Origin of the sequence: Cytobacillus sp. NJ13 (assembly GCA_030348385.1) — a bacterium.
Lineage (GTDB): Bacteria > Bacillota > Bacilli > Bacillales > Cytobacillaceae > Cytobacillus.
On record JAUCFP010000006.1, the window covers coordinates 2,067,944 to 2,093,496 of the forward strand.

At 39.3% G+C, this 25,553-nt stretch carries 26 protein-coding genes; 7 read left to right on the top strand and 19 right to left on the bottom strand.

Features of this window, described 5'->3' with window-relative positions:
* Positions 1-15: 15 nt before the first annotated feature.
* Positions 16-489, bottom strand: a complete 474-nt coding sequence (locus QUF73_10045) for a YhcN/YlaJ family sporulation lipoprotein (protein ID MDM5226558.1) — start codon at positions 487-489, stop codon at positions 16-18.
* Positions 490-827: 338 nt separating this feature from the next.
* Positions 828-1,181, bottom strand: coding sequence for a DUF1360 domain-containing protein (locus QUF73_10050; protein ID MDM5226559.1), 354 nt, complete (start codon positions 1,179-1,181; stop codon positions 828-830).
* A gap of 131 nt (positions 1,182-1,312) precedes the next feature.
* Here QUF73_10050 and QUF73_10055 point away from each other — a divergent pair, with 131 nt between their 5' ends.
* Positions 1,313-1,816, top strand: coding sequence for a CotY/CotZ family spore coat protein (locus QUF73_10055; protein MDM5226560.1), 504 nt, complete (start codon positions 1,313-1,315; stop codon positions 1,814-1,816).
* Positions 1,817-1,880: 64 nt separating this feature from the next.
* Here QUF73_10055 and QUF73_10060 read toward each other — a convergent pair whose 3' ends face one another.
* The 4 genes from QUF73_10060 to mgtE all read right to left on the bottom strand — a co-directional run bounded on the left by QUF73_10060 (position 1,881) and on the right by mgtE (position 6,706).
* Positions 1,881-2,426 (bottom strand): CotO family spore coat protein, encoded by a 546-nt coding sequence (locus QUF73_10060; GenBank protein ID MDM5226561.1) that lies wholly within the window; start codon positions 2,424-2,426, stop codon positions 1,881-1,883.
* Between the two features lie 117 nt (positions 2,427-2,543).
* A complete protein-coding gene (gene fabI, locus QUF73_10065) occupies positions 2,544-3,314 on the bottom strand; it encodes an enoyl-ACP reductase FabI (GenBank protein MDM5226562.1) in 771 nt (256 codons plus the stop codon).
* 140 nt (positions 3,315-3,454) lie between these two features.
* The gene (locus tag QUF73_10070) at positions 3,455-5,314 is read right to left on the bottom strand and encodes a monovalent cation:proton antiporter family protein (protein MDM5226563.1); all 1,860 of its coding nucleotides are present in this window, start codon (positions 5,312-5,314) and stop codon (positions 3,455-3,457) included.
* A 12-nt stretch (positions 5,315-5,326) separates the two neighbouring features.
* The gene (gene mgtE, locus QUF73_10075; protein MDM5226564.1) at positions 5,327-6,706 is read right to left on the bottom strand and encodes a magnesium transporter; all 1,380 of its coding nucleotides are present in this window, start codon (positions 6,704-6,706) and stop codon (positions 5,327-5,329) included.
* A 390-nt stretch (positions 6,707-7,096) separates the two neighbouring features.
* On the opposite strand from mgtE, the gene prpE reads away from it, so the two are divergent.
* A complete protein-coding gene (gene prpE / locus QUF73_10080) occupies positions 7,097-7,831 on the top strand; it encodes a bis(5'-nucleosyl)-tetraphosphatase PrpE (GenBank protein ID MDM5226565.1) in 735 nt (244 codons plus the stop codon).
* A 26-nt stretch (positions 7,832-7,857) separates the two neighbouring features.
* Here prpE and QUF73_10085 read toward each other — a convergent pair whose 3' ends face one another.
* The 4 genes from QUF73_10085 to QUF73_10100 all read right to left on the bottom strand — a co-directional run bounded on the left by QUF73_10085 (position 7,858) and on the right by QUF73_10100 (position 10,758).
* Positions 7,858-8,742: an RluA family pseudouridine synthase gene (locus tag QUF73_10085; protein MDM5226566.1), complete on the bottom strand. Its 885-nt coding sequence runs from the start codon at positions 8,740-8,742 to the stop codon at positions 7,858-7,860.
* A 72-nt stretch (positions 8,743-8,814) separates the two neighbouring features.
* The gene (locus QUF73_10090; protein ID MDM5226567.1) at positions 8,815-9,609 is read right to left on the bottom strand and encodes an NAD kinase; all 795 of its coding nucleotides are present in this window, start codon (positions 9,607-9,609) and stop codon (positions 8,815-8,817) included.
* A 25-nt stretch (positions 9,610-9,634) separates the two neighbouring features.
* The gene (locus QUF73_10095; GenBank protein MDM5226568.1) at positions 9,635-10,273 is read right to left on the bottom strand and encodes a GTP pyrophosphokinase family protein; all 639 of its coding nucleotides are present in this window, start codon (positions 10,271-10,273) and stop codon (positions 9,635-9,637) included.
* Positions 10,274-10,392: 119 nt separating this feature from the next.
* On the bottom strand, positions 10,393-10,758 hold the full coding sequence (locus QUF73_10100) for a hypothetical protein (protein MDM5226569.1): 366 nt from the start codon (positions 10,756-10,758) through the stop codon (positions 10,393-10,395).
* A 226-nt stretch (positions 10,759-10,984) separates the two neighbouring features.
* On the opposite strand from QUF73_10100, the gene QUF73_10105 reads away from it, so the two are divergent.
* From QUF73_10105 to QUF73_10120, 4 genes are all read left to right on the top strand, one after another.
* Positions 10,985-11,575, top strand: coding sequence for a CYTH domain-containing protein (locus tag QUF73_10105; GenBank protein MDM5226570.1), 591 nt, complete (start codon positions 10,985-10,987; stop codon positions 11,573-11,575).
* 32 nt (positions 11,576-11,607) lie between these two features.
* Positions 11,608-12,249 (top strand): transglycosylase SLT domain-containing protein, encoded by a 642-nt coding sequence (locus tag QUF73_10110; GenBank protein ID MDM5226571.1) that lies wholly within the window; start codon positions 11,608-11,610, stop codon positions 12,247-12,249.
* A gap of 394 nt (positions 12,250-12,643) precedes the next feature.
* A complete protein-coding gene (locus tag QUF73_10115; GenBank protein ID MDM5226572.1) occupies positions 12,644-13,048 on the top strand; it encodes a globin in 405 nt (134 codons plus the stop codon).
* Positions 13,045-13,920 carry a ClpXP adapter SpxH family protein gene (locus tag QUF73_10120; GenBank protein MDM5226573.1) on the top strand — a complete coding sequence of 292 codons (876 nt, stop codon included), beginning with the start codon at positions 13,045-13,047 and terminating at the stop codon, positions 13,918-13,920. The genes QUF73_10115 and QUF73_10120 overlap by 4 nt, the downstream gene beginning before the upstream one ends.
* A gap of 704 nt (positions 13,921-14,624) precedes the next feature.
* Here the strand turns inward: QUF73_10120 and pepF are convergent.
* From pepF to QUF73_10145, 5 genes are all read right to left on the bottom strand, one after another.
* Entirely contained in the window at positions 14,625-16,442 is a 1,818-nt protein-coding gene (gene pepF / locus QUF73_10125; GenBank protein MDM5226574.1) for an oligoendopeptidase F, read from the bottom strand.
* A gap of 118 nt (positions 16,443-16,560) precedes the next feature.
* Positions 16,561-17,754: a competence protein CoiA family protein gene (locus QUF73_10130; GenBank protein ID MDM5226575.1), complete on the bottom strand. Its 1,194-nt coding sequence runs from the start codon at positions 17,752-17,754 to the stop codon at positions 16,561-16,563.
* 187 nt (positions 17,755-17,941) lie between these two features.
* On the bottom strand, positions 17,942-18,604 hold the full coding sequence (mecA, locus tag QUF73_10135; protein ID MDM5226576.1) for an adaptor protein MecA: 663 nt from the start codon (positions 18,602-18,604) through the stop codon (positions 17,942-17,944).
* A 416-nt stretch (positions 18,605-19,020) separates the two neighbouring features.
* On the bottom strand, positions 19,021-19,416 hold the full coding sequence (spxA, locus tag QUF73_10140) for a transcriptional regulator SpxA (protein MDM5226577.1): 396 nt from the start codon (positions 19,414-19,416) through the stop codon (positions 19,021-19,023).
* Positions 19,417-19,890: 474 nt separating this feature from the next.
* On the bottom strand, positions 19,891-20,466 hold the full coding sequence (locus tag QUF73_10145; GenBank protein ID MDM5226578.1) for a GNAT family N-acetyltransferase: 576 nt from the start codon (positions 20,464-20,466) through the stop codon (positions 19,891-19,893).
* Positions 20,467-20,712: 246 nt separating this feature from the next.
* Here QUF73_10145 and QUF73_10150 point away from each other — a divergent pair, with 246 nt between their 5' ends.
* Entirely contained in the window at positions 20,713-20,901 is a 189-nt protein-coding gene (locus QUF73_10150; GenBank protein MDM5226579.1) for a hypothetical protein, read from the top strand.
* 115 nt (positions 20,902-21,016) lie between these two features.
* Here the strand turns inward: QUF73_10150 and QUF73_10155 are convergent, their stop codons facing one another.
* The 4 genes from QUF73_10155 to QUF73_10170 form a co-directional block, all read right to left on the bottom strand.
* Positions 21,017-22,222, bottom strand: a complete 1,206-nt coding sequence (locus QUF73_10155; protein ID MDM5226580.1) for a putative glycoside hydrolase — start codon at positions 22,220-22,222, stop codon at positions 21,017-21,019.
* Between the two features lie 397 nt (positions 22,223-22,619).
* The gene (locus QUF73_10160) at positions 22,620-23,555 is read right to left on the bottom strand and encodes an ATP-binding cassette domain-containing protein (GenBank protein ID MDM5226581.1); all 936 of its coding nucleotides are present in this window, start codon (positions 23,553-23,555) and stop codon (positions 22,620-22,622) included.
* Between the two features lie 2 nt (positions 23,556-23,557).
* Positions 23,558-24,625, bottom strand: coding sequence for an ABC transporter ATP-binding protein (locus QUF73_10165; protein MDM5226582.1), 1,068 nt, complete (start codon positions 24,623-24,625; stop codon positions 23,558-23,560).
* Positions 24,626-24,637: 12 nt separating this feature from the next.
* Positions 24,638-25,552 carry an ABC transporter permease gene (locus QUF73_10170; protein MDM5226583.1) on the bottom strand — a complete coding sequence of 305 codons (915 nt, stop codon included), beginning with the start codon at positions 25,550-25,552 and terminating at the stop codon, positions 24,638-24,640.
* Between the last annotated feature and the right edge of the window lies 1 nt (position 25,553).

Below are 25,553 nucleotides of genomic sequence, written 5' to 3' on the forward strand. Positions count from 1 at the left end.
GCCCTTGCCCCTTTCTTATGTCATTTCTTCTTTAAGCTTAATGATTTCATCAAGCTTTTTTTTCGCTTTCTTGTCGGTAAAATCAGGATCTTTCATTTTTTCCTGAAGTTCCACCGCTTCAATAAAGATCTTATAGTCACTTGATACAATGAATTTCTCATCTGGATACTTTTCCTCAAGCATCTTGGTCATTTTCTTTTCAATTTTTTTCATGCGGAATCGCTGCAAGTGCTTCACTTTATAAGCAACAAGTGTATCCCCGTTGCTTTTGACCACTGCAACATCATAAAGTTCTTTCATTTTTTCGACATCATGCTCAATGTTTTCAACTAAATCCAAATTTTCCTTGGTATTTTTATCAATTAATACAGCAGGGGGATCAGTCGTTTTGAGGAGCGCAAGGTCGCTGTCCGTCACCTTTCCGTCTCCGCTGCAGCCTGATAATAAGATCAGTGAGAATGCAATGAATGATAAAAGTCTATTTTTCATAATAGTCCCTTCCTATGTAGAATCTTTAATTATATTGTCCTCGAATTGTTTTGGTTTTATGAACATTACTATCCATCCTATTTTTCCCAGATGAAAACCAATAAAAAAAGCCGGTATCCCCGGCTATTGAGCTTTCTTCGTTTTTTTTCCGCAGCCGCATCCCTTTTTCTTTTTCTTTTTCTTGCTGACCGGCTGTGATTTTTCCATTTGCTGATCCTTATCATTATTTAACATCATTGAGGCCCTCCATTTTCAATAATTTTCCTCTTTTTATTTTATGCTGAGCCTCAAAGCTTGTGTAAAACAAACGCCTACAGAATGAAGTATTTGGCTTTATGTTAATTGATCAATTTTTGCACCAGGGATTCAATAATTGCTGCAAGTCCGGCAATTGCCAAAATCAGCAGCACTGGAGCTGACCAGGATGCATAAAAATAATATGAAGCATATAAAAATAATGTACTCCAAACACCAGTACACCAATAACAGCTTAAAAGTTCCCCGAAGAATCCTCGCACTCTTCCTTCTTTTACAACCCAGTACACTTCACTTTCGCCATTTTCATCTTTTTCCTCAACTTCTTCCAGAAAAGGTTTGCGCAGGAATTCGGTAATTTTATCAAATACAATCAGTCTGGTAAGCCTGAAGCTTGCAAGTGCCAAAATTAGCAGCTCCATAGGTGATATATTCATTTTTTTCACCTCTAATGTAAAAAAATAGCCTATTTTTTTAAAAAACAAGGCGTTTGTCCGTGACCCATAGGTCACTCTGGCAATATGTTAGTAGTGTAGACCACAAGAAACAAACAAGGAGGAAAACAAAAATGGGTTGTGGAAAAAATGACGACTTCAAAGGCAAAGGCTGTGTATGTGAAGTAGTTCGTGCTATAAAAGATATTCAAGATAACGCAGAAGATGTGTGCGAATGCCCTTCAAACTGTTTCCTGGAGCCGCTGGGAGTTATATCACCATCTGGAAGAAAACGCAATAAGCGCGCGGATACCCGCGTATTCACACTGAAAACTGCGGACGGTTCACCATTCCATGCTTTCTTTACAGGAAATGAGTGTGCATGTGTATCCATTTTCTTCAGAGTTGAAGAAGTGTTCGATAACTGCTGCGCAGTGCTTCGTGTCCTAGAGCCAGTAAATAGAAGACCTGGCCCAGACAAAACAGTTAACCTTGCCGATGACTGCTGCATCGACTTGAAAAAAGTTTGCGAAGTTGACGACTTCCGCAGTACTAATGACTGTGTAACAGTTGACCTAAACTGCTTCTGCGCTGTTCAATGTATTGCCGATGTAGATCTTGATATCTGTGAAGACTAATGATATGGAGCCAGCCGTTCCTTCGGCTGGCTATTTTTGTCTGTGTATCTCCAGCGCTTTTCTTTTACCTTCTTAGGCCAATCATTTTGACAGCATTTAAAGATTGAAGACTAATTTGTTCAATCGATTCATCAAATAACTTAACCTCGATGGATCCTTCATTTTTTGTAACCAGAAATCCCCTTATTGCTTTCTCGCCGGTTTCAAATATACAGGGAATAGGCGGAAGCTGTTTAGGGAAATCAATTAAGTAATCCAGGCGCTCAAGCGTGCCCATTTCCTTGAAGCTTTTTACACGATTGAAAGCAGGCTTCCTTTTTTCCGTCGTAAAAGCAAAGTGCGCACTTTCTTTTTTCTCTTCCCTGCCTGCTTCAAATTCTTCAATAGCTGCCTGCACCTTTACTTCAGTCATATTTTTTTCCATCTTTTCTTCGGGCATTGTCTGTTCATTTATTTCGTCCGCGGGTTCCGGTACACTGTCTTTCTGTTCCTGTTTGCGATCCAGCTCTGCTTTTCTGCTGGAGTAGACTGTTTGCATCCCGGTCTCTGGAAATTGAAAACTCGGCTGCTGTATATAAAATAATGGTTCCTTCAATTTTTTCTCAGCCATTTTTTGCCCACCTCCGCAATCTTAATGTTTCGTCGTATTATATGTATGCAGAAGATGGGCTTTCGTTTCTGATGGAAATAAAAAAATGCCCGCTCACATTGGAGCAGGCAATTTCTATTAGAGAATATGATAACCGGAATCTACGTGAATATTTTCACCCGTTATACCTCGGGACAGGCTGCTGAATAAGAAGAGAGCTGTATCCCCTACTTCTTCAGGCGTTGTTGTTTTGCGGAGAGGAGCACGTTCTTCAATTTCTTTTAGAATAGAGTTAAATTCACTTATTCCTTTTGCGGAAAGAGTCCTAATTGGACCGGCTGAAATGGAATTGACCCGAATTCCATCTTTCCCGAGGTCGTTGGCCAAATATTTGACACTTGCGTCAAGAGAGGCTTTTGCTACACCCATAACATTATAATTTTTCACAACCCTTTCACCGCCAAGGTATGTGAGAGTCACAATGCTTCCGCCTTCAGTCATTAACCCTTTTGCTTCCTTGGCAATGGCAGTCAGTGAATAAGAGCTGATATTGTGAGCTAAGAGAAACCCGTCTCTTGTCGTGTTCATATATTCTCCCTGCAGTTCTTCTTTATGAGCAAAGGCGATGCAGTGGGCAATTCCATGAATTACACCAGCTTCCTCCTTAATCGTGCTAAAGCATTTCGCGATGTCTTCATCACTTGTTACATCACAAGGAAGAACTAATGAATGTACATCCTCCAATGATTCAGCTAATTCACGTACACTTTTCTCAAGTCTTTCTCCCGCATATGTAAAAATTAATCGGGCACCAGCATCATGAAGGGATTTGGCAATTCCCCATGCAATACTTCTTTTATTTGCCACACCCATTACTACAAATGTTTTTCCATTTAAAGAAAGAGTCATTTTAAGAGCCTCCTGAATTTTTATTACATGTTATTAGTACCTAGTACTAATTGTACATCAATTTTCCAAAAAAGAAAAGCCGAAAAAAATCCTGCTCTAAGCAAGCAGGATTTCTTTAGCAGGAAAGATGCCGGACGGCCCTAACACCATTCACAAAATTCAAGTTCCCTTTTTAATTCATCAACGTACTCCTTAGATCCCGTAACAATCAGGCGGTCATTAACATGCAGCTCAGTATCTCCGTGCGGAACAATAGAATCCTTTCCTCTAAATATCCGTACGAATATTACATCCCCCGTAAACGGGAATCGCCGAAGCATCATGCCTTCAAACTGTTCATTCTTTAATCGGATCTCGTATAAAGCTGTCTCCTGGTTCGTTAAAATGTTCACCACACTTGGTGATTCGATTAAAGCACGAAGCAGCGCCTTAGACGAAAGAATGGTTGAAAACAGCTCAATATCATGTTCCCGTAAAGTTTCTTCCATATCAGGGCTTTCCATACGGCAAATGACACGATCCACTCCCTTTTCTTTAAAAGCAATGGATAATGTGGCATTTGTCTCTTCATCCCCTGTCGAGATTACTACAATATCTGACTCAAATGCTTCTGTACCTTCAAAATTTTCAATATCAAATTCATCAACTTCAATGATATCAAACAAAGAGTCAGCTATTTGCTTTTCCGCCTTTTCCTGCTTTTTATGATACAAAGCTGGTTCGTAAAGGGATGATTTTAGTTCATTATAGATTGGCATCGTCATTTGATTAGCACCAATGAACGACACTTTTAGCTTTTTCTCTTCGGCCGCTTCCATAGGGAATAGCTTTTTAAAGACTACAGGTGTAAATATACTCGTTATGACTGCAACCAGAATCAATGTTCCGCTCATTTCGGCGGTAATGACACCCATTCTTTCTCCAATAGTTGCTGCAGCAATAACAAGGGAAAGGGTTGACGTTAATAAAAACCCTGAAGCAATAACAGTTTTAATGTCATACCATCTTTTTAAAATATAGATTGGTAAAAGTTTTGAAAGCAGAAGTGCAATCAGCAGCAATGGAATAAGCATTAACAATTTAGGATCTCCAAACAATGTCCATACGTTGAGATCCACCCCTACCATCACAAAGAAAATAGGGATGAGGAATCCATATCCAAAAGAATCCAGCTTATGGATCATTTCCTGATTTGGCGCCAGCAATGATACAAGTACCCCGGCCAGGAAAGCACCTAATATATTCTCTGCCCCAACTGTTTCTGATAACGCCACCAGGAAGATGATTAGTGCAAATACTGCTCTTGTTCCAATCTGAACAGTCCCTGTAGACATCGCTTCAAGAAAATTAAGGTTTTTAAACCTTCTGCCCAGGAAATACAGCAATACACCTACGGCAAATAAAACGAGAAGAAGCCAGGTATTGCCTCCTCCTGTGTCATTTAATGAAACAAACACAGCCAGCAGAATCATCGTAACCAAATCAGCAATAACGGCGATCAGCAGAATGATTTGACCTATGCCTGTTTTCATTAAATGGGCTTCCTTAAGTGTCGGAACCACAACTCCCAGTGAAATGGTCGAAATAATTAATGTCATTAAAAAGGCATTATCAATGAATCCTGCCCAGACAAATAAATACGATAGACCCAATGAAGCTAAAAATATTCCTATAAATACAATGGAAGAAACAGCAAAAGAGTTTGGCTCAAGCTTCCCGCTTGGGAGCTTTACTCTCTTCTTTGCCGAAGAAAAAGCGGTGAAGTCAATTTCCAGACCGCTCAGGAACATTAGAAATATAAATCCAAGAGTCGAAAGAGTTTCCAGCCACATATCTTCATGCACGATATCAAAGCCGCTTTTACCGATAATCAAACCTATCAGAATCTCTGCCACCACTACAGGGATGAAATTAATTTTCAGCCGGTGCAGCAAAATGGGCGTGATAAAAGCAGCCAATATAACAATGACCAGCGAAGCTACCGATGCTCCATGTTCCATAAAATAACCCCCTTAGCCTGTTAAGTAGCTCATAAATAATGTCGCCATCCCAAAATAAATTAAAATACTGATTAGATCATTAATAGTTGTAATAAATGGACCTGATGCTACAGCCGGGTCAATTTTCATCCTGTGCATAAGCAAAGGAATCAGCGCACCGGCAAGGGTGGCTACTATCAAAGTAAACAAAATTGAAACACCAACTAAAACACCAAGAAAGAAATTTCCTTTCCAGAAGTAAACAATGAAAGTAACAAGAATACCGCAAATGCCTCCATTAATTAACCCAGTCCCGGCTTCCCTTATCACCAGTTTCCACTTATTTTCTTTCTCCAGGTCCCCTGTAGCAATACCCCGGACAGCAACAGCCAATGCCTGAGTCCCTGTATTTCCTGCCATCCCCGCAATAAGAGGAATGAAAACAGCCAGAATGGCAACCTTATCCAGGGTTTCCTCAAATCTTCCGATAAGGCTTGCAGTTAACATACCCAAAAACAGCAGGATAATAAGCCAGGGAAGCCGTTTGCGCGCCGCAGAAACTGGATTCCGGTCAATATGATCCATATCCGATACAGCAGCCAATTTGGAGTAATCATCAGATGCTTCTTCTTCCATGACATCCATAACATCATCAACTGTAATAATACCCAGCAAATGGTTCTGAAAATCCACAACCGGAACGGCGAGGAAGTTATAGTCTTTAATTTTTCTTGCAACTTCTTCCTGATCTTCGCCAACCGATACGGAAACTACTCTGTCATTTGTAATTTCAGAAATCATCGTATCATCGTCGCTTACTATTAAATCCCTTAATGAAATAACGCCAATAAGTTTTTTTTCGTCATTCACAACGTACACATAATAAATGGTTTCTGCCCTTGGCGCTTCATTTTTCAGGATATACATAGCAGAACGAACCGTCTGATTGGCTGACAAAGAGACAAATTCCGTCGTCATGATACTTCCTGCTGTATATTCTTCGTAATGTAGCAAATCCTTAATTTCTTTTGCCGATTCATCATCCATAATTGTCAAATAGCTGACAACCTGGTCTTTATCAAGTTCATTTAAAACATCAACGGCATCATCCGCATACATTTCTGAAAGCATATCCGCAGCATAGTGGGGATTCATCTCAGCAAGGACGTCTTTATATTCTTCTTCCTCAATCTCCAGATTTTCAAATAGAGCTGCCATTTCTTCCGGAGAGAGATAAAGATAAATTTTTGCCCGGATGTCCTCATCCAGATCTTTAAAAAATGAAGCCTGATCATAAGGGTGCATATCAAGAAATTCATTCCTGAAGATATCAATTTCTTCATTTTGTAAAGATTGGATTAAAAGACCGGTATTGATGTGGGAATCTGATCTTTCCTCTGCGTGATCTTCCATAGGAATTACCTCCTCTCATACAATGAAACCATCCTCTTGGAATGTTATCCCCAGCACAGGAATCCTGAGAAAAATGGGGACAAATTCATTCTTGCTGTGAATTGATATTGCCTGCGGTATACTTTATTAAACACGAACCGCAAGCTTCTTGCCCATTAAAACGCATAACAGGAAAACGTACTTCACTATACTAGCAAATCTTTGTTTTTTTGTCGTCTCTGAACAATCATAAGGTCATATGAAAGTTAATGTACTTTTCCTGCTTTTAATTTTCCCATTCATTGAACTTAAAACCGTTAAAGCTTCCTCTGCAGCTTGAAAAATAAAGCGTCATGATAAATATTATGAAAATTGATATCATAACAGTATACCTATTAAAGGAGCCTAAATATGAGACTTGATATTATTGGTGATATTCACGGCTGCTTTGCTGAATTTAAAGAGCTGACTTTGGAAATGGGCTATTGCTGGAAGAGGGGATTTCCTGTACACCCAAGTAATAGAAAACTTGCCTTTGTAGGAGACTTAACAGACAGAGGTCCAGAATCTCTGGCAGTCATCAATGCAGTATATAACCTTGCCGCAAATGACCTGGCACACTATGTCCCGGGCAATCATTGCAATAAACTATACCGCTTCTTTTTAGGAAATAAAGTTCAAATTACACATGGCCTCGAAACCACAGCAGCTGAATATGAGCAGCTGGACACCAACTCACAGATGGAAATTAAGCGGAAATTTATGGAACTATATGAAAATGCACCGCTATACCATGTGCTTGACGACAATAGACTTGTTATTGCCCATGCAGGAATTAAGGAAAGCTATATTGGGAAACATTCTTCAAAAGTTAAAACCTTTGTCCTTTACGGAGATATAACTGGAGAAAAAAATCCTGACGGCACACCTGTGAGAAGGGACTGGGCAAAACAGTATGAGGGTAAAGCTGCAGTCGTCTATGGGCATACTCCCGTGAAGGAAGTCAGGAAAATCAATAACACCTATAATATTGATACAGGGGCTGTTTTTGGAAATAAATTAACTGCACTTAGATATCCTGAAATGGAATTAATGTCTGTACAGTCAGGCATGCCTTATGTGGAAGAGAAGTTTAGGAAGATATAATCCAAAAAGCCGGCAAATGCCGGCTTTTATAATAGACGAGTCATATCTTCTGGAAGCTGTTGTTCAAACATAAGGGTTCTGTCAAGAAAGGGATGGTAGAAGGAAAGGCTGCAGCAGTGCAGTGCCTGCCTCCTGATAAACTGTCGTGTGCCTCCATACAATTCATCACCTGCAAGAGGATAACCAAGCCATGCCAAATGGACTCTGATCTGATGAGTTCTGCCAGTTTCAAGCTTTAATTTTACATGTGTAAATTCTTTGCGCCGGCTGAATACCTGATAATGAGTACATGCGTATTTGCCTTCCTCACTAACTTCCCGCTCAATAATACTGTCTTTTTTTCTTGCAATCGGCTGTTCTATAGTACCGGCATCCCAGCTGATTGTCCCTTCTGCAAAGGCTTCATAAGTGCGCTGGATATTACGGGAGCGCTGCTGCTGGCTAAGCAAATGATGCACATGCCTGTGTTTCGCAATTAATACCAAGCCAGAAGTATCTCGATCGAGTCGAGTCACGATATGCGCAGCAGACTTTAAGCCTATTCGCTGATAATATCCAATCAGCCGATTAGCCAAACTTCCCGAAGGATGTTCTCTGGAAGGAATGGTACTCACACCTGCCGGTTTATTTACTACAAGAAGGTTATCATCTTCATAAAGAATATCAAGGGGCAAGTCTTCCCCCTTCATGCCTTCACTCGGAACTTCTTCCGGGAAACCAATCTGAAGAATATCTCCTTCCTTTAGCTCATAGCGGACATTGACTTCCTGATTGTTCACTTTAATGATGCCGCCAGCAAATTTTATGTCAGTGAGTGCAGTTTTAGATATATCATTTTCTTTTAAAAATTCCCTGATTAACGAGCCCGCCTGCGGGGCAGTAATTTTCCATTGTAATTTAAAACGCGCCATGAGCTATAGGCTCCTGTTCTGTAAGAAGTAACGGGCTTATTAAAATAAGTGATTCACCTCAAGGTACCTTCTTCAATCAGCAACAAATGAATCGTGAACCCTTTTCCAGAATGGGAATGGCCTGAACCTGGCAAAACGGATTTTCTCATCTGCCACTCTGAATTGTATTGATTTTACATCTTTATGAAGAAGAGTCAAATGATCAATGGTAATCTGAAAATCCGGTTCATTCACAGGTTTCAGCATGCATGTATGGTGAGCCGGCAGTACCAGCGGAGAGCCCACTGTACGGAACACCTTGTTATTGATGGAAGCCATTTCAGCAAGCTGGATGGCAGGCAATGATGGATGCAGGATGGCACCCCCCAGCGCCTTATTATAAGCTGTACTGCCAGATGGAGTAGAAACACAAAGGCCATCTCCCCGGAACCGTTCAAAATGCTGGCCGCGTATTTCCACATCCATTACTAAAGTACCTTCCACCGCTTTGACTGTTGATTCATTCAATGCAAGATAACGGGTTTCTTTGCCGCCATGCTGGTAGCGGATAATTACTTCCAGGAGCGGATATTCAATCACCTGATACGGGGTTTTGGCAATTGCAATGACAAGCTTTTCGATTTCCTCCGGCACCCAGTCTGCATAAAACCCAAGATGGCCTGTATGTATACCCACAAACGCGGTCTTGTCCAGACGGCTGCTGTATCGGTGAAAGGCATAAAGTAAAGTGCCATCCCCGCCTACCGATATGACTATATCTGGCTCTTCTTCATCATAAGTAAGCTCGAAGTCCAATAAATAGGTTCTCATTTTGTGCATGAGTGTATTAGATTTTGAATCTCCTTTTGAGGTAATGGCAAATTTCATCTTATCCAAGCTCCTCTTTTATACGTTAGTTTTCTCCCTTTTGCTGCTTTTCCTTTTTCCTTGTAAAGAATGCCTGTGCATCCTGAATTTCACCGCGAATGAGTGACATTTCTTCATCAAGCCTGAAAGCAGCCTCTGCCGCTCTCTGGAGCCTCATCTGAATATCTTCAGGGAATTGGCCCTTATATTTATAATTTAAGGAATGTTCAACCGTGGCCCAGAAATTCATGGCAAGCGTTCTGATTTGAATCTCTGCGAGAATTTTCTTCTCTCCTTTTATTGTCTGAACAGGATAGCGGATCACGACATGATAAGAGCGGTAACCGCTTGCTTTTTTATGAGATATGTAGTCTCTTTCTTCAACAATTTCAAAGTCATTTCTTTTTCTTAATAGTTCGACCACTCTCTTAATATCATCTACAAATTGGCACATCATTCGAACACCGGCAATATCCTGCATTTCAGATTCCAATTTGTCGAGAGGAATGCCTTTTTGGTTTGCCTTATCAAGAATGCTTGCAATAGGCTTTACCCTCCCAGTAACAAATTCAATCGGAGAATGAGTAGAATCCATTTCAAATTGGCTTCTCATGCCTTTTAGCTTTATTTTTAATTCTTCTACCGCCTGCTTATATGGCGCCAAAAATAAATCCCAATGCTTCACCTGCAACACCACCAAATATCCGAAGTTAGATAAGCGCAAGCGCCTAGACCACCCCCGACTTCGAGAGGGGGTAACACAGCCTATTTCTTTATCCAAGTTTTTCGTAATTTAAACTTTAATTAAAATATGTTCTCAACTTTTTCTACCATTTCATTACCATAATTGCTGTTCCCGCGGATATTTTCTATTAAATCTCCTAATTCCTCATGAAAGCCTGCCAGTTCAATGCGATCACGATTACTATCAGAAGCAAAAACACGCATCTGGCCATCAAGTGCCTTTTTAAGTTCCGGCCAGACTGTTTCCGGAAGGGAAATATATGTATATTCATCATTTTGTTCTGCTATGTAAATAAATGAAAGGTTGTCGGAATCAGCCAATATTTGCTGCATGGCTGTTAAGCCTGAGACTGTTCCAGCTTCTATTCCCAAGATTAATTCATTTTCAATCCATTCTGCATTTAAAACTGTAAGTTTTTGTTTCATTTTTCTACCTCCATTGTCATTACCTATTCTATCGCAGATTTTAGGGACAGTAAAACCCCTGATTCATTTTTCACAGTTACAGTCCTGCGCCCCGAAAGTTTAGTCAAACATGAAGCAAACTCCCCTGATTGACTTTATCACAGCAATAAAAAAAATTTCAAAGATTGAAGTCCATGCTGATTAAGGAGATAATACAGAAAATCACTTATAGCTGAGGTGTAGAGGCTTGTCTAACAAAAATATTGAAATTGAATTTAAAAACATGGTTACCAGAGAAGAATTTTCCTTATTAATAGATTTTTTGAACTTAAGAAGCGAGGATTTTTCCGAACAGGAGAATCATTACTTCGATACACCGGATTTTTTATTGAAGGCTAAAGGGAGTGCCTTAAGGATCAGGCAGAAAAACGGCTCGTTTGAATTGACTCTTAAACAGCCCCACCCTGAAGGGCTGCTGGAAACTAATGAAAATCTTACTGAGTCCGAAGCTGCAGAGATGATTCAGACTGGGAAAATTCCCACTGAACAGATAATAAAATCCATAGAAGAGCTGGGCATAAAGACAGATAAACTTCAATACTTTGGTACTCTCGCAACAAAACGTGCCGAAAAGAAGTACATGAAAGGATTGGCTGTTCTTGATCACAGCCGCTATTTAAATAAGGAAGATTTTGAGTTAGAATATGAAGTGGATAACAGGAATGAAGGTGAATTGACTTTTCTTAATTTGCTTAAACAGCTTAACATTCCTGTCAGGAAGACCGAAAATAAAATTAAGAGGTTTTATAAAGAAAAATACAGACAGCAAAAGGCTTAATAGAAATACACCTTTTGCCAAGGAGCAATACAATGAACGTAGATCAGTTAAAAATATTGATGGAGATGCAGGCACTGCAAGGTTTTAATAATTCTAAGCAAACGAATACTTCAAACCCTTTGTTTCAAGAGCTATTGGCCGGGTTAGCTTCGGAAAGCCCCAGTTCATCACTTCAAGTCACAGAAGGACTTGGAGCAGTTGCGTCCCTGGAACCTTATATTAGCGCTTTACAAACAGATGCCCTTACAGCTGCAGCTCTTCCGCCCCTTAAACTAACCAAATTTGCCGAAACATCAAAAAATGATTTTGATGATCTGATTCAAAAAGCATCAGATCTGTTTAATGTACCGGTTAATCTGATTAAGTCAGTCATTAAACAGGAATCAAACTTCAATCCGAATGCAGTCAGCCATGCAGGTGCTTCCGGGTTAATGCAGCTTATGCCTGATACAGCCAAGGGGCTTGGCGTTGAAAATATCTTCGACCCTGCAGAGAACATTTTTGCCGGAGTCAAATATTTACGGCAAATGATGGACAGGTATGGGGATAATGTTCAACTTGCACTCGCTGCCTATAATGCCGGACCTGGAAATGTAGATAAATACGGAGGAGTCCCGCCTTTTAGAGAAACACTGAATTACATAAAGAAAGTAACCTCATCGTTTATGGCTTAAGGTTAATTTCAGCCGCCCGAATGTACCGGGCGGCTTTTTCTATTCCTTTTTTAGCGAATGTTTCGGATTGACGCCATGTGCTTTATCCATACTATAAGAAAAGCGCAAGCGCCTTGCCCACGAAGGAACGCAGACTAAGAACGCTACGTCTGCATGGCCCCCATCCTGGGGGCCGAGGGGGCAGGCGCTTGCGCTAGACAGTTACCTGCTTCAGAATTTATACATTTTCTTATTAAAAAAAGAGTCCAGGATTCGTCAAAAGGGCTCAGTAAGCTATTTGTTTGAGATATAAATCCCTCATTGATAGAATATAAAGAGATCACATCACTCAATATCAATATTAAATAGGAAGATTTTTTTACAAACGAATTAACTCATAAAAGGAGTTTTAAATATGGCCGAGAAAATGCACACTCCCTTCGACGCTATTGGTGAGGAAAATCTTCACCAGCTAATTGACGCTTTTTACCGGCGCGTAGGACAACATCCTGATCTCGTTCCTATTTTTCCAGATGACCTGACAGAGACTGCCAGAAAACAAAAGCAGTTTATGACGCAGTATTTAGGGGGACCTCCTTTATATACTTCAGAACATGGACATCCTATGCTTCGGGCGCGGCACATGCCTTTTCCCATAACGGAAACGCGGGCAAGGGCCTGGCTTTCATGCATGAATGAAGCAATGGACGAAATTAGGCTGCATGGTCGCTTGAGGGAAGACTTTTTTGCAAGGCTTGTACTCACTGCCCAGCATATGATCAATACACCTGAAAACGGTGTGAAAGGTGAAAGCTCGTGAATAAGCCAGAATCCAATGAAAACAGGCTTACGTCTCCACATTGCCACGGCAGTGAAAAAAAGCCCATAGAAGTCTATATGTTTGTTGATCCCCTTTGCCCAGAATGCTGGGCTTTGGAGCCAATCTTAAAAAAGCTCCTGATTGAATACGGCCGCTATTTTTCCATAAAGCATGTATTAAGCGGCAGACTGGCAACGTTAAATATGGGGAAAAAACAAAACTACGAAAACATTGCTGATTTGTGGGAGAAAACAGCAAGCCGCTCTGGAATGTCATGTGACGGGAACGTCTGGTTCGAAAATCCGATTTCTTCCCCCCACCTTGCTTCGGTTGCAATTAAAGCTGCGGAATTGCAAGGGAGAAAAGCTGGCATCAGATTTTTACGCAAGCTTCAGGAGGTCTTATTTCTTGAAAAGCAGAATGTATCTAATTTTGAAGTACTAAAGGATTGTGCAAAGGAAGTCGGTCTGGATGTAGTAGAATTTGTTTCAGATATTCATTCAGATAGTGCAGCAAAGGCTTTTCAATGCGATTTAAAAATTACTTCTGAAATGGATGTTCAAGAAATACCTACTCTTGTCTTTTTTAATGAAAATATAGAAGATGAAGGCATCAAAGTCACCGGATATTATCCCTATGAAATTTATGAACAGATTTTAGAGGAAATGCTTCCTGCTAAACCTGAGCGTGCTCCTCTGCCGCCCCTTGAATATTTCTTAAAATACTTTAAGCTAGTGGCCAGCAAGGAGATCTCCGTTGTATATAATATGTCCGACAGCGAAGTGAACAGGGAAATGAAAAAGCTGCAGCTAAAGCAAATAGCTGAATATGTACCTGCAAAATACGGTAATTTCTGGAGATATTCAGGGTAATTTAAAGCTGTGCAATATGCACAGCTTTATTTTTTCGATGAAAAAAACCATGCTCTTCATACGCACGGCTTTTTCAGGGTTTTTATACGAACAAAGGGGATGGGAGAAATTTTTCACGTCCAAACAAAAGGGGTAAATGTTTGCATGTGATCAACTTCACATCTGTAATATATCATGAGGTGAAAGAAAATGACAATAAGTTTGTGCTTTTTTTCACAATATTGTCAAAATCAAGTCATGACCTGCTGGACAACCGCATAAACTAATACGGATGTAAACATTGCCAAGGAGGAGAATGCAATATGAAAAAACTGCCTGTATTATTGATGATGCTGCTCATCTTGCTCTCCTTTATTTTAAATATTCTCGGATTGATGAAACTTATCCCCATTTTCATCACTTCGCCTATCTTATTTATTTCTCTCCTGATTTTATTTTTATATTTGAATGACCGAAGGAGATTTAAGGGGTTTTGAACTGTACATAAAAGGTGCCAGACAAACGCCTGGCACCTTTTACGACCAGCGCAAGCAGCCTACCCCCTCGAGGTGAGGCCCGCAAGGATGGGGGTCATGCAGACGATGCCACAGGACAAAGAAAGCTACGGCAGCAATACATCGCACGACCGAAAGCGGTTGCTTTTGGGAGGACGCGGCGTTCTTAGTCTGCGTTCCTTCGTGGGCAAGGCGCTTCCGCTTTTCTATTTAAGAAAGCAAGCTTTCCATTTCGTTAAGTTTTTCTTCAAATACTTTGCAGGCATCTTCAATCGGCTTGCTGCTCGTCATATCAACACCGGCTTTCTTTAATACCTCAATTGGATAATCTGAGCTGCCGGATTTCAGGAATTCAATGTATCTGTCAACAGCAGGCTGGCCTTCTTGAAGAATTTGCTTGCTTAATGCAGTTGCCGCACTGAAGCCTGTTGCATATTGATATACATAATAATTATAGTAGAAATGCGGGATTCTGGACCATTCCAGGCCGATTTCCTCATCAATCACGATGTCTTCTTCCCCAAAATATTTCTTATTGAGTTCATAATATTCTTTCGTCAGTGAATCTGCAGTCAAAGCTTCATTGTTTTGCGCCTTTTGATGGATGAGATGTTCAAACTCTGCAAACATTGTCTGGCGGAAAACAGTTCCTCTAAAGCCTTCAAGATAATGATTCAGCAAATACAAACGCTTCTTATCATCATCTATTGTTTTAAGCAGATAATCATTTAAGAGGGCTTCATTACAAGTAGATGCAACTTCTGCAACAAAAATTGAATAGTTTCCATATGGATATGGCTGATATTTTCTTGTGTAAAAGCTGTGAACAGAATGTCCAAATTCGTGGGCAAGGGTAAATAGATTGTTCACATTGTCCTGCCAGTTCATCAGTATATATGGATTTGTGCCATATGTTCCAGATGAATAGGCACCGCTTCTTTTGCCCTTATTCTCATGAACATCTACCCAGCGATTTTCAAAGCCCTCTTTTAAAATATTCAAATAGTCCTCGCCAAGCGGCTTCAGTCCTTTTAAGATGAGATCTTTTGCTTCATTATACGGGATTTCCATTTTTACTTCTTTCACTAATGGAGTATAAAGATCATACATATGAAGCTCCTCAACCCCCAGAACCTTCTTCCGGAGTTTAACATATCGATGCAGCAAATGCAGATTATCGTTTATGGTATTGACTAAATTTTCATAAACGCTTTCGGGAATATTGTTCGCAGCAAGGGCAGCATGGCGCGCAGATTCATAATTCCGGATTTTGGCATTGAAATTATCCTTTTTAACATTTCCGCTTAGAGTGCTTGCGAATGTATTGCGGAACTTTCCATAAGTCTCATATACCGCTTTGAAGGCATCATGGCGGACACGCTGCTCATCACTTTCGAGAAAACGGATGAATCTTCCATGAGTAATTTCGACCTCTTCACCATTTTCATCTTTAATGGATGGAAACTCCAAATCAGCATTATTCAGCATGCCAAATGTATTGCTCGAAGCCCCAAGCACCTCGGAAGCCTGGGCAAGCAGGGATTCCTGCTCAGCAGTTAATACATGAGGCCTTTGAAGATTAATTTCCTCAAGCGAATGTTTATATAATTGCAGCTCAGTTTTTTCCTCTAAAAACCCGGCAATCTTCTCTTCATCTTCAGCCAGCAATTCAGGAACAATATACGCGAGTGCACTTGCAGCTTCTGAATATAAATTTTTAATTTTGTCGTCCTGGCCCTGATAAAATGAGTTTGTTGTATCCTGGTCATAACGCATATGGGCATATGTATAAAGCTTCCCAAGGTGCGAAAGTAAATGATCCTGGAACTGCAGCGCTTCATATAATGTTTCAGCACTTTCCCCAAGCCTGCCTTGATACTTGCCTGCATTAGGGATTAGCTTCTGCACTTCATTATATTCCTTGTCCCAATCCTCATCAGAAGGGAAAATATCCTCCAAGCGCCAGGTATCTTCTTGTGAAATCTCATTCCTTGCTGGCAGTTTCTTTACAGTTGTCTCATTAGTCATTCATTCATCCTCCATTCAAAAGTCCCATTACACTATCTTCTCTTTCAAGAAAAAAATTCCTTCTTTTCAAAGAGCGAATGTGCAAATGTTTGATTATTTTATGTTAAATAGATCTTTTTCATTTATTGCCCTGCAAAATGCTTTGTGTGATACCCCTATAAAAATCCTCCTCTCTTTGGAGAAGACAGGAGTAATTATCAGGCTCTCCATATGACGCAGTTCTTTTGTACAGACCGTTTCCAGTTTGTTTAACAATATTTAAGTTGATAAGGACATCCAGATATTCTTTAACTGCCAAGACTTCGGAACCGGTTTGAATTAGTGGTATTGACCTGACTTTAATATCGCTATTCTTTACCCTATTGCGAAAGGCTGCAACCATTCGCGCATGAGAAAACGGTCTTTCTTTGCCGATGACATCCATGTATAAGTAGGTCTGCCACTGTATGGGTGGGGTTTCAATAAATGGAGAATGACGTACAGGAAGGCCAATTTCAGGCGGGAGAAAAGCAGGAGCAATTGAGCGGGAGTATAAATCCTGAAGAAAGTTATTTTTATAAGCACCGCTATTTTGAGCCAGGAAATTCTTTATTTTTCGAATTTCATTTTTCCATTCACTTATGTTTAAATCATTTTTAAAATATGGATCAAATAAAAAATCTGCATCAGCATGGCTGATTGTTTTCACATCGTAATTCGCGTAGGCATTTCTGACTGTTAGGGGCTGGATTTGGCGGATATTGATAAAGGACTTTGTATGGGGGCAAAATGAAGGGATTACCCAATTGCCTGAAGCTGTTTGCCGAAGAAAAAAGTACTGGAAAGCAGATAAAGAAATTTTTGATTTGCCGATCCGTTTAATATTTTTTCCTGCCAGTATCCATATTGGAACTATACCTGACTGAAAATATGCTTGTGACCGTTTTTTAAATAACTCCTCTGAAATGATTGAACATTGATATTCAAGTGCATAATTTACGCCTTCATAATGGACACCTATATCTGGCCGCTGGGAAATGTCCGGATAGTATGGCTCCAGAATTGGATTTAACCCTTTTTTCTTTAGCCATTGAAACAAAAGCAACTTTCCAGAAATATGGTATTCAGATTCCCTTTCATAGCTTTCTGGACATTCAGAACCCTTTTTGTGGCTAAAATGCGGGATTCTCTTATTTCCGATCTTCATAATTACTTCCGCTTTGCATTCGGGGCAGAAAAAAGTGTGCTTTTCCCTATATTGCTGTAAATCCGGGATACTGCGTGAACCTAAAAGACTTATTCGAACCCCTTTCTCTGTTGCGGCGACTAACAAATGATCATCTCCTTTCTATGCTAAACGTTCTTTATTTAATTGCTAAATTCCTTTATAGCTTGCAAATTCTTTTTGAGCTTTTTTTGTGCAAACATATACATTTGTTCATTTCTGCATGAAACAGGTCTGACACGAGTGCCTTAACCAAAATAAAGCCGATTTCAAAAATGAAATCGGCTTTGCTGAACTATTTAAAATGTTTTCTCAAATTTTCAAAAACATTATTTTCTATAATCAATTTACCGTATTCCATTACACGGTGAATAGTTGTGCTAGTTTCGTGCCCGTACTCCAGGAGAATACTTAGCATGTTATCTATATCATCCTCTTCAAAAAGCTCTTCAGAGAACTCTGCGAATAAATAATACTTCCCTTCAAAGGAATATAATTTTGTAGTAATGGAATCAAGAATTGACTGCTTTGATAATGAAATAACGTCTTCAAAATCTTTAAAGGATAATAAGAACTCAAGATCTCCTTCATATCCAGGATCATCATCATCAGATTTACGGAAATGATGATCAAGCATTTCCTCTATATGTTCATCCACAGGCAAATCTTTCACTTTTTCATCCGGGACAGGAAGCTCAAACTTCTGGCCATCCTTTGAAAGCTGAGCCTTTGTTACAAGAACCTCCAGACCCTTATCCAATGCCTGAACCTGAATCCATAAAGGTCCTTCAACAAGAAATTCTTCCTCCTGATGGACTTCATCCATCATTTCCCAAAAGAGTTCCTCACTCCGCTCACGATTGTACCAAATCTCTTCACGGTCAAAGCCTCTTTCTTCTATATCAAGATAAGAAATATAAAATTTAACTGTATGATCATTAATACGTTCGATTTCCATGCAGCAACTCTCCCTTCTGGCTATGATTGAAGGGACTAAATACCCCCAGCAGTCATGTGTTATCCATTTACCCGTAAATCAATTGGCTAATCCCCGATTTAATTGAAGGTAAACTGTATTTTGCACCTTGTACTTTTATTTTATGACAAATTGAGCATAAAGGGAATTAAAAAGTCATATGTTTAGAAAAACCGTTAAATGCCTATATTGTCGCAAGGATTCATCCTTATCTAATCTGACTGTAACTGTATATTCTCATATTATATCCATTTTCCTTGTTCTTTTTCACATAACAAACAAAAAGACCTTCTTCTGTTGACAGAAAGAAGGCCTTTTAATTTTAAGTATAATTGAATAAGTTTGTCATTTCACAATCTAGACTTGAGCTAATGTCTCAGTTTTTATATTAAACAGTGTTAATTAACCATGCGCTGTGCTTCACGCAACTGGTAAGTGCGAACTTTTCTTGGAAGGAATCGTCTTATTTCGTCCTCATTATATCCAACCTGCAGACGTTTTTCATCAAGAATGATTGGACGGCGAAGCAGCCCAGGGTTTTCCTTGATCAGCTCAAATAAATCTTGGAGAGGCATTGATTCAAGGTTTACATCAAGCTTTTGAAATGTCTTTGAGCGAGTAGAAATAATTTCATCGGTTCCATCTTCAGTCATGCGCAAAATTTCTTTAATCTCATCAATTGATAGCGGTTCTGAAAAGATATTTCTTTCTTTATAGGCAATCTCATGTTCTTCTAACCATGATTTAGCTTTCCTGCAAGATGTACAACTTGGTGAAGTGTATAATGTGACCATTTTACAAATTCACACTCCTTAAATTAGACATATATGAAACTATCTGAGATTTATATTTGTTTAATCAAATATTTCTAGAGTATTCTAGATTAAAATAACTTTAATCAAGGAATTTATATTATTTATTATACACCAAACAATATCTATTTGGTATAACTTTTTATAAATATGATAAAAGTATTAAACATTTATTAAACAAATGGATTAAGAATTAGAATCTACTTAATAAGACGAATGAACAAGCAAAAAGTTTCATTTTTTTATATCTTTTTTGCTATAATTTCTTCCATAAAGTCTCTTAAGCCTTTAGCTCAAGGGGATTTTATGTATTAAACTATTTTATTTATACTAAATTATTCTTTATATACCCTTATGAATTTTGATTAAACCTATAATTAATATTAACATTTTCTCAATTAATAAATGAAAATGAAAACACAGCCATTTACAAAAATGGCTGTGTTTTCCCAATTCTTAAAGATCCTCCAATACATCCGTCCCATTTTTATTTTGCTCATAGGTCAGGACCTCATCTACAGGCTGATAGGACTTCCCATAGAAATGTGCATCTCTGTATGTGTGTATCATTTCATATGTTTTCCTCATGGCTTCATAAATCATTTCTTCACTTTCATTCTCAGGGGACCAATATAGAATTTCCATTGTATTGATTTCATTGGTTGCAAGAGACCGGCGGCTGTAACCAATTGATTGTGCATGCTCAAACCCTTCTCTTTTATAGAACCGAAGGCGCTTTTCTGTATCCGTGTCTTCATAATCAACCGGTTCAACTTCCAAAATGATCGGCTTGCCTTTGGCTTTCAGCTTTTGAAGTAATTTATGGCCAAGTCCCTGTCCTCTGGATTCCTTCGAAACAAACAGATAATCAATAAACACAAAGTTATCCAGTTCCACATACATAAGAACATGGTGTGGACCTTCATCTTTATGATAAATGTCTGACCGTTCCTTTAATAAGGTTTCCATATGTTCTCTGGATTTCATTTCTTCAATAGGGAAATATTGATTCAGTTTTTCATACCAATGCATGGATCTTCTCCTTTTTTGCTTACAAACGATAAACTGTTTATAAAGCATGAATATTTATTCCAGCATGATAAGCTCCCAGCTTTCCTTTCCACTCACTTTTAAGTTAGCCTTTTATACTTATTTCCAATCAGATAAAGTATTTGTGGAATTACCCCTTTTAATACTCGAAAATTTCGAATAAAATAAGATCAGGGATGTTTATACACTAATCACAGGAAACTGTGAAAAGAAAGATGGAGGTTTATCATGGTTGGTTACATAACTGATTTAACAATTGTTGCGCTGCTCATAATTGGATTTACTGCCTTATTAGGTGTACTAACTAATGGTATAGGAGAAAAGGTATTTGGCGGTAAAAATAAATCCGAATTCGTGGATCAATCTGCAAGGGTGCAGACTGGATGGAAAAGCGTAGGCGGAAAGAAAAAGCAGTAACCTATGCCTCTATACTATGATATCGTATTCAAGAATGGTGTCAAATGATATGTAACTTAATTAATTGATAAACAAAGCCAGAAGGAGGCCAAAATAATCGGCCTCTTTCTGGCTTTTATGGTGTATAATCCACTTTTGGTGTATACGAATTACCCGCATTCCATAAAAGGAATTCATGAATTCCCTGTTCGTTCAGTGCCTTTATTTGAGCTTCAACCTCGGCTTTTCCATACTTCTTATAATTTCCGGCTCCTAAATATGAAGCTGTAAAATCCTGCAGCCACGGTCTCGAAACAGGTGGACTATCCAACTCTTCCAACTTCTTATTCTCAAGTTTTGCATATTCAGAAACCAGCTTATAAGGATCCAGATCTGGTTTGGCAATTCCGAAATAGGAAGACCAGTGACTTGGATAAATCATAGAAGAAATTACATCTACCTGTTCTGAGATTTTAGAAAAATTTTGACCAATTCCCGGAGCTTCAGGAAGGGTAGCCGTGTAACCAAAGATATCAACCGAAACCTTTACTCCATATGGCTCAAGCTGCTTCCTTGCATACTCAACAAAGTCTGTAACCGCGCTTACACGCTTCTGAACATTTTCAATCCTAAGATTTTCATATTCACCCATACTGTATTTCAAAGAGCTGTCACGGTGTTCAAATCCTTCAGGAAACCGGACATAATCAAATTGAATTTCCTGAAATCCCATTTTTGCAGCTTCAATTGCAATTCCCACATTGTAATCCCAAACTTCTTTTAAGAATGGATTTACAAATGATTCACCTCTGCCATTCTTCCATACTGTATTTCCTTCTTTATAAGACCATTCCGGCTTTTTATTTGCAAGGACAGAATCTTTGAAAACAACTACCCGAGCAATCGGATAAATTTGCTTCTCTTCCATGACTTTCATAATTTTCTTTGTATCCTTTATGTAAGGTTTTCCAATTTCTTTATATGGTGAGCTGTCTTCGGGAATATAAGTAAGATTTCCCCAATCGTCCTTAATATCGATTACCATCGCATTCAAATCGGTATCTTCCATCAATTTCACCAGGTTATTAAACTTTGCGCCGCCAGCAGAATGCCCGGTGACATATACCCCCCTTACAGCATCAGGATATTGAAAATGATAGCCGGAGTCAAATTGGAATCTGCTTATTTTTTCTGGCAGTGCCTTCACAAGCGAAACATGTTCCCTTTGCGGATTTCGGCCTGGTTCCTGGTTATCCTGTTCTTTTGCCTCCCCCGGCTGGGCAGGAATGAATAGACCTGACACTAACATTAAGGCAGCAGCAAAATGTACTGACTTTTTCAAATGTGATGCCCCCTTTATTGAAGTTCTGCTTGTTGTTACCTCCATTATAAAATTATTTCAATGAATTAAGAACTATCTATATACTAAATTATCTTTATAAGTGTTCTTTAAACCAATAATAATAAAAAAATATTAAAATGCTGTTTAATTAAGCAAATTGACGGAAAAATATAAATAATCGAAAATTATAATAGTAATGTTCTAGAAAATGTTGTATTATATACTAAAGCTTGCGTTAGCGAATAAACGTGTTAAAGAGATATTTCTACTCTCTACATATATAACTGAGCATTTTACATCTTGGTAACTCCTTTTTGTATAAAAGGATTAACATAAGTTTAGCAAACACTTACTTTTCCAGGATGTAAAAAACGATCTCAGTTGAGATCGTTTTTTGTTATTTGGCATATTTGGCTTTTAATTCGTTATACTCTTTTTCAGAACAGTAAACAAAATGTCCCGGAGTAATTTCACGCATTTCCAGCTTTTCATTGTCAGCATAATTGTGAACTGCTGGATCATAGGATTTTCTTCTGCGGGAACGTTCCGTTTCCGGATCCGGAAGCGGAATAGCTGACAGCAGTGATTGAGTGTAAGGGTGCATTGGGTTTGTATATAAATCTTCTGCTGGCGCAAGCTCTACCAGTTTACCGAAATACATTACACCAATACGATCGCTGATGTACTTAACCATTGATAAGTCATGAGCGATAAACAGGTATGTCAATCCTTTTTCACGCTGCAGTTTTTTCATAAGGTTTACTACCTGAGCCTGGATGGAAACGTCCAATGCAGAAATTGGCTCATCGGCAATAATGAATTCAGGGTCAACCGCAAGCGCGCGGGCAATCCCGATACGCTGTCTCTGTCCGCCTGAGAATTCATGAGGGTAACGGTTAGCATGCTCTTTGTTCAAACCGACTGTTTCCAAAAGCTCATAAACCCTCTCCATACGTTCCTTTTTGCTCTTTGCCAAACCGTGGATATCGATGCCTTCAGCAATAATATCGGCAACTGTCATGCGCGGATTTAAGGAAGCATAAGGATCCTGGAAAATCATTTGCATTTTCCGGTTAAACTTTTTTAGTTCTTTTGCAGACTTTTTGCCGTGAACATCTTCACCTTCAAAAAGAACTTGACCATCTGTTGCATCGTATAATCTGATAATGGTTCGTCCAGTAGTTGATTTACCGCAGCCAGACTCACCTACAAGTCCAAGGGTCTCTCCCTTAAAAATATCAAAAGTAATCCCATCAACTGCTTTTACCATATTTGGACGGCCTACATTAAAATGCTGTTTTAAATTTTTAATTTCGAGCAATTTTTCTGCCATTTTTATTTTCCCTCCTTCACTAATACAGGCTTTTCAAATGTGGAGGATAAATGGCGCATACGTCTTTTTACTGCTTCCGGCGGCTCAACCTTGGGAGCATCCGGGTGCAGAAGCCATGTTTTTGCAAAATGTGTTTCTGAAATTTGGAACATCGGCGGCTCTTCTTCAAAGTCAATTGCAAGTGCATATTGATTTCTGGCTGCAAATGCGTCTCCCTTTGGAGGATTCGTCAGATCTGGAGGAGTTCCAGGTATTGCCGCTAATTCAGCTTTATCATCATTTTCTAAGCTTGGCATTGATGCAAGCAATCCCCATGTATAAGGATGACGCGGGTCATAGAAAATTTCATCCACAGTGCCCATTTCAACAATCTGGCCAGCATACATTACAGCTACACGGTCCGCGACATTTGCAACAACACCCAGATCGTGCGTGATAAAGATAATAGATGTATCCATTTTATTTTGAAGATCTTTCATAAGCTCCAGGATTTGCGCCTGAATAGTAACATCAAGAGCTGTTGTCGGCTCATCAGCAATAAGCAGCTTTGGATTGGCTGCAAGAGCAATCGCAATCATTGCACGCTGTCTCATACCGCCAGAGAATTCATGAGGATATTGATTAACTCTTTTCTCAGGCATTGGAATACCAACAAGTCTCAGCAATTCAATTGCTCTGTTTTTGGCATCAGTCTTCGTCATATTTTGATGTTTAATCAAAACTTCCATTATCTGATTTCCAATTCTCATCGTTGGATTCAAAGACGTCATTGGATCTTGGAAAATCATACTGATTTCTTTACCGCGAATTTTTTCCATTTGTTTTTCTGTTTTAGGTACAATGTCTTCACCATTCAACAGGATTTGCCCGCCTGAAATTCGGCCTGGCGGCATAGGTATTAACTTCATAATAGACTGGGAAGTAACACTTTTGCCTGACCCTGATTCACCAACAATCGCAAGAGTCTCTCCCTTATGAAGGTCAAAGCTGACTCCCCGGACTGCTTTTACTGTACCTCCATATGTTTGGAATGAGACTTCTAAATTTTTTACTTCAAGTAATTTTTCCATGTTCTCACTCCTTTATTTACGCATCCTTGGATCTAGAGCATCACGCAAGCCATCGCCAACTACGTTAAAAGCAAAAATCGTTAAACAGATAAACGTAGCAGGGAAGAATAAGCGCCATGGGTAGTAACGCATAGCCGGCAATCCATCATTTGCCATTGTTCCCCAGCTCGCTATCGGCGGTGTTAATCCAAGGCCAATAAAGCTTAAGAATGCTTCAGTAAAAATGGCAGAAGGGATCGTTAGCGTCATTGTGACTAGAATTGGTCCCATTGAATTTGGAATTAAGTGTTTGCCCATAATTCTGCTTGTATTTGCACCAAGCGTTTTGGCTGCCAGGACATATTCCTGACTTTTAAGAGATAGCACCTGACCGCGGACAATACGGGACATATTAATCCATCCTGTAATAGACATTGCTATGATCATAGTAGACAATCCCTGTCCAAGCACAACCATTAACAAGATTACTAATAATAAATAAGGTACACCATATAAAATATCGGCAAAGCGCATCATACCTTCGTCTGTGCGTCCGCCCTTATAACCGGCAATACCGCCCCAAAGTACACCAATAATCAAATCAATTACAGCTGCTGCAACTCCAATAAAGATGGAAATTCGTGCACCTTCCCAAGTACGGGCAAATACATCACGTCCAAGATCATCTGTACCAAACCAATGTTCAGAAGAAGGCGGCTGGTTTTTGTTGCTAAGATCATTTGATGCATAGTCATATGGAGTCATATATGGTCCAAAGATTGCCATGAAGATAAGCAGTCCTAATAATACTAATCCAAACACGGCAAGCTTGTTTTTTCGGAATCGAATAAATACATCTTTCCAAAAAGAAAGACTAGGCTTTGAAATTTTTTCTGCTTCACCAAGCTGTGTTCCAACTAACTTGAACTTATCTTTCGAAATCTGCATA

What these genes read in the sequence shown, in the direction of transcription:
- QUF73_10055 (MDM5226560.1), top strand. Translation starts at nt 1,313, where the DNA reads ATGGGTTGTGGAAAAAATGACGACTTCAAAGGCAAAGGCTGTGTATGT.
- fabI (MDM5226562.1), bottom strand. Translation starts at nt 3,314, where the DNA reads ATGACTCTTTCTTTAAATGGAAAAACATTTGTAGTAATGGGTGTGGCA.
- QUF73_10110 (MDM5226571.1), top strand. Translation starts at nt 11,608, where the DNA reads ATGAACGTAGATCAGTTAAAAATATTGATGGAGATGCAGGCACTGCAA.
- pepF (MDM5226574.1), bottom strand. Translation starts at nt 16,442, where the DNA reads ATGACTAATGAGACAACTGTAAAGAAACTGCCAGCAAGGAATGAGATT.
- QUF73_10090 (MDM5226567.1), bottom strand. Translation starts at nt 9,609, where the DNA reads ATGAAATTTGCCATTACCTCAAAAGGAGATTCAAAATCTAATACACTC.
- mecA (MDM5226576.1), bottom strand. Translation starts at nt 18,604, where the DNA reads ATGGAAATCGAACGTATTAATGATCATACAGTTAAATTTTATATTTCT.
- QUF73_10060 (MDM5226561.1), bottom strand. Translation starts at nt 2,426, where the DNA reads ATGGCTGAGAAAAAATTGAAGGAACCATTATTTTATATACAGCAGCCG.
- mgtE (MDM5226564.1), bottom strand. Translation starts at nt 6,706, where the DNA reads ATGGAAGATCACGCAGAGGAAAGATCAGATTCCCACATCAATACCGGT.
- QUF73_10115 (MDM5226572.1), top strand. Translation starts at nt 12,644, where the DNA reads ATGGCCGAGAAAATGCACACTCCCTTCGACGCTATTGGTGAGGAAAAT.
- QUF73_10150 (MDM5226579.1), top strand. Translation starts at nt 20,713, where the DNA reads ATGGTTGGTTACATAACTGATTTAACAATTGTTGCGCTGCTCATAATT.
- QUF73_10100 (MDM5226569.1), bottom strand. Translation starts at nt 10,758, where the DNA reads ATGAAACAAAAACTTACAGTTTTAAATGCAGAATGGATTGAAAATGAA.
- QUF73_10170 (MDM5226583.1), bottom strand. Translation starts at nt 25,552, where the DNA reads ATGCAGATTTCGAAAGATAAGTTCAAGTTAGTTGGAACACAGCTTGGT.
- prpE (MDM5226565.1), top strand. Translation starts at nt 7,097, where the DNA reads ATGAGACTTGATATTATTGGTGATATTCACGGCTGCTTTGCTGAATTT.
- QUF73_10160 (MDM5226581.1), bottom strand. Translation starts at nt 23,555, where the DNA reads ATGGCAGAAAAATTGCTCGAAATTAAAAATTTAAAACAGCATTTTAAT.
- spxA (MDM5226577.1), bottom strand. Translation starts at nt 19,416, where the DNA reads ATGGTCACATTATACACTTCACCAAGTTGTACATCTTGCAGGAAAGCT.
- QUF73_10085 (MDM5226566.1), bottom strand. Translation starts at nt 8,742, where the DNA reads ATGGCGCGTTTTAAATTACAATGGAAAATTACTGCCCCGCAGGCGGGC.
- QUF73_10045 (MDM5226558.1), bottom strand. Translation starts at nt 489, where the DNA reads ATGAAAAATAGACTTTTATCATTCATTGCATTCTCACTGATCTTATTA.
- QUF73_10165 (MDM5226582.1), bottom strand. Translation starts at nt 24,625, where the DNA reads ATGGAAAAATTACTTGAAGTAAAAAATTTAGAAGTCTCATTCCAAACA.
- QUF73_10070 (MDM5226563.1), bottom strand. Translation starts at nt 5,314, where the DNA reads ATGGAACATGGAGCATCGGTAGCTTCGCTGGTCATTGTTATATTGGCT.
- QUF73_10050 (MDM5226559.1), bottom strand. Translation starts at nt 1,181, where the DNA reads ATGAATATATCACCTATGGAGCTGCTAATTTTGGCACTTGCAAGCTTC.
- QUF73_10145 (MDM5226578.1), bottom strand. Translation starts at nt 20,466, where the DNA reads ATGCATTGGTATGAAAAACTGAATCAATATTTCCCTATTGAAGAAATG.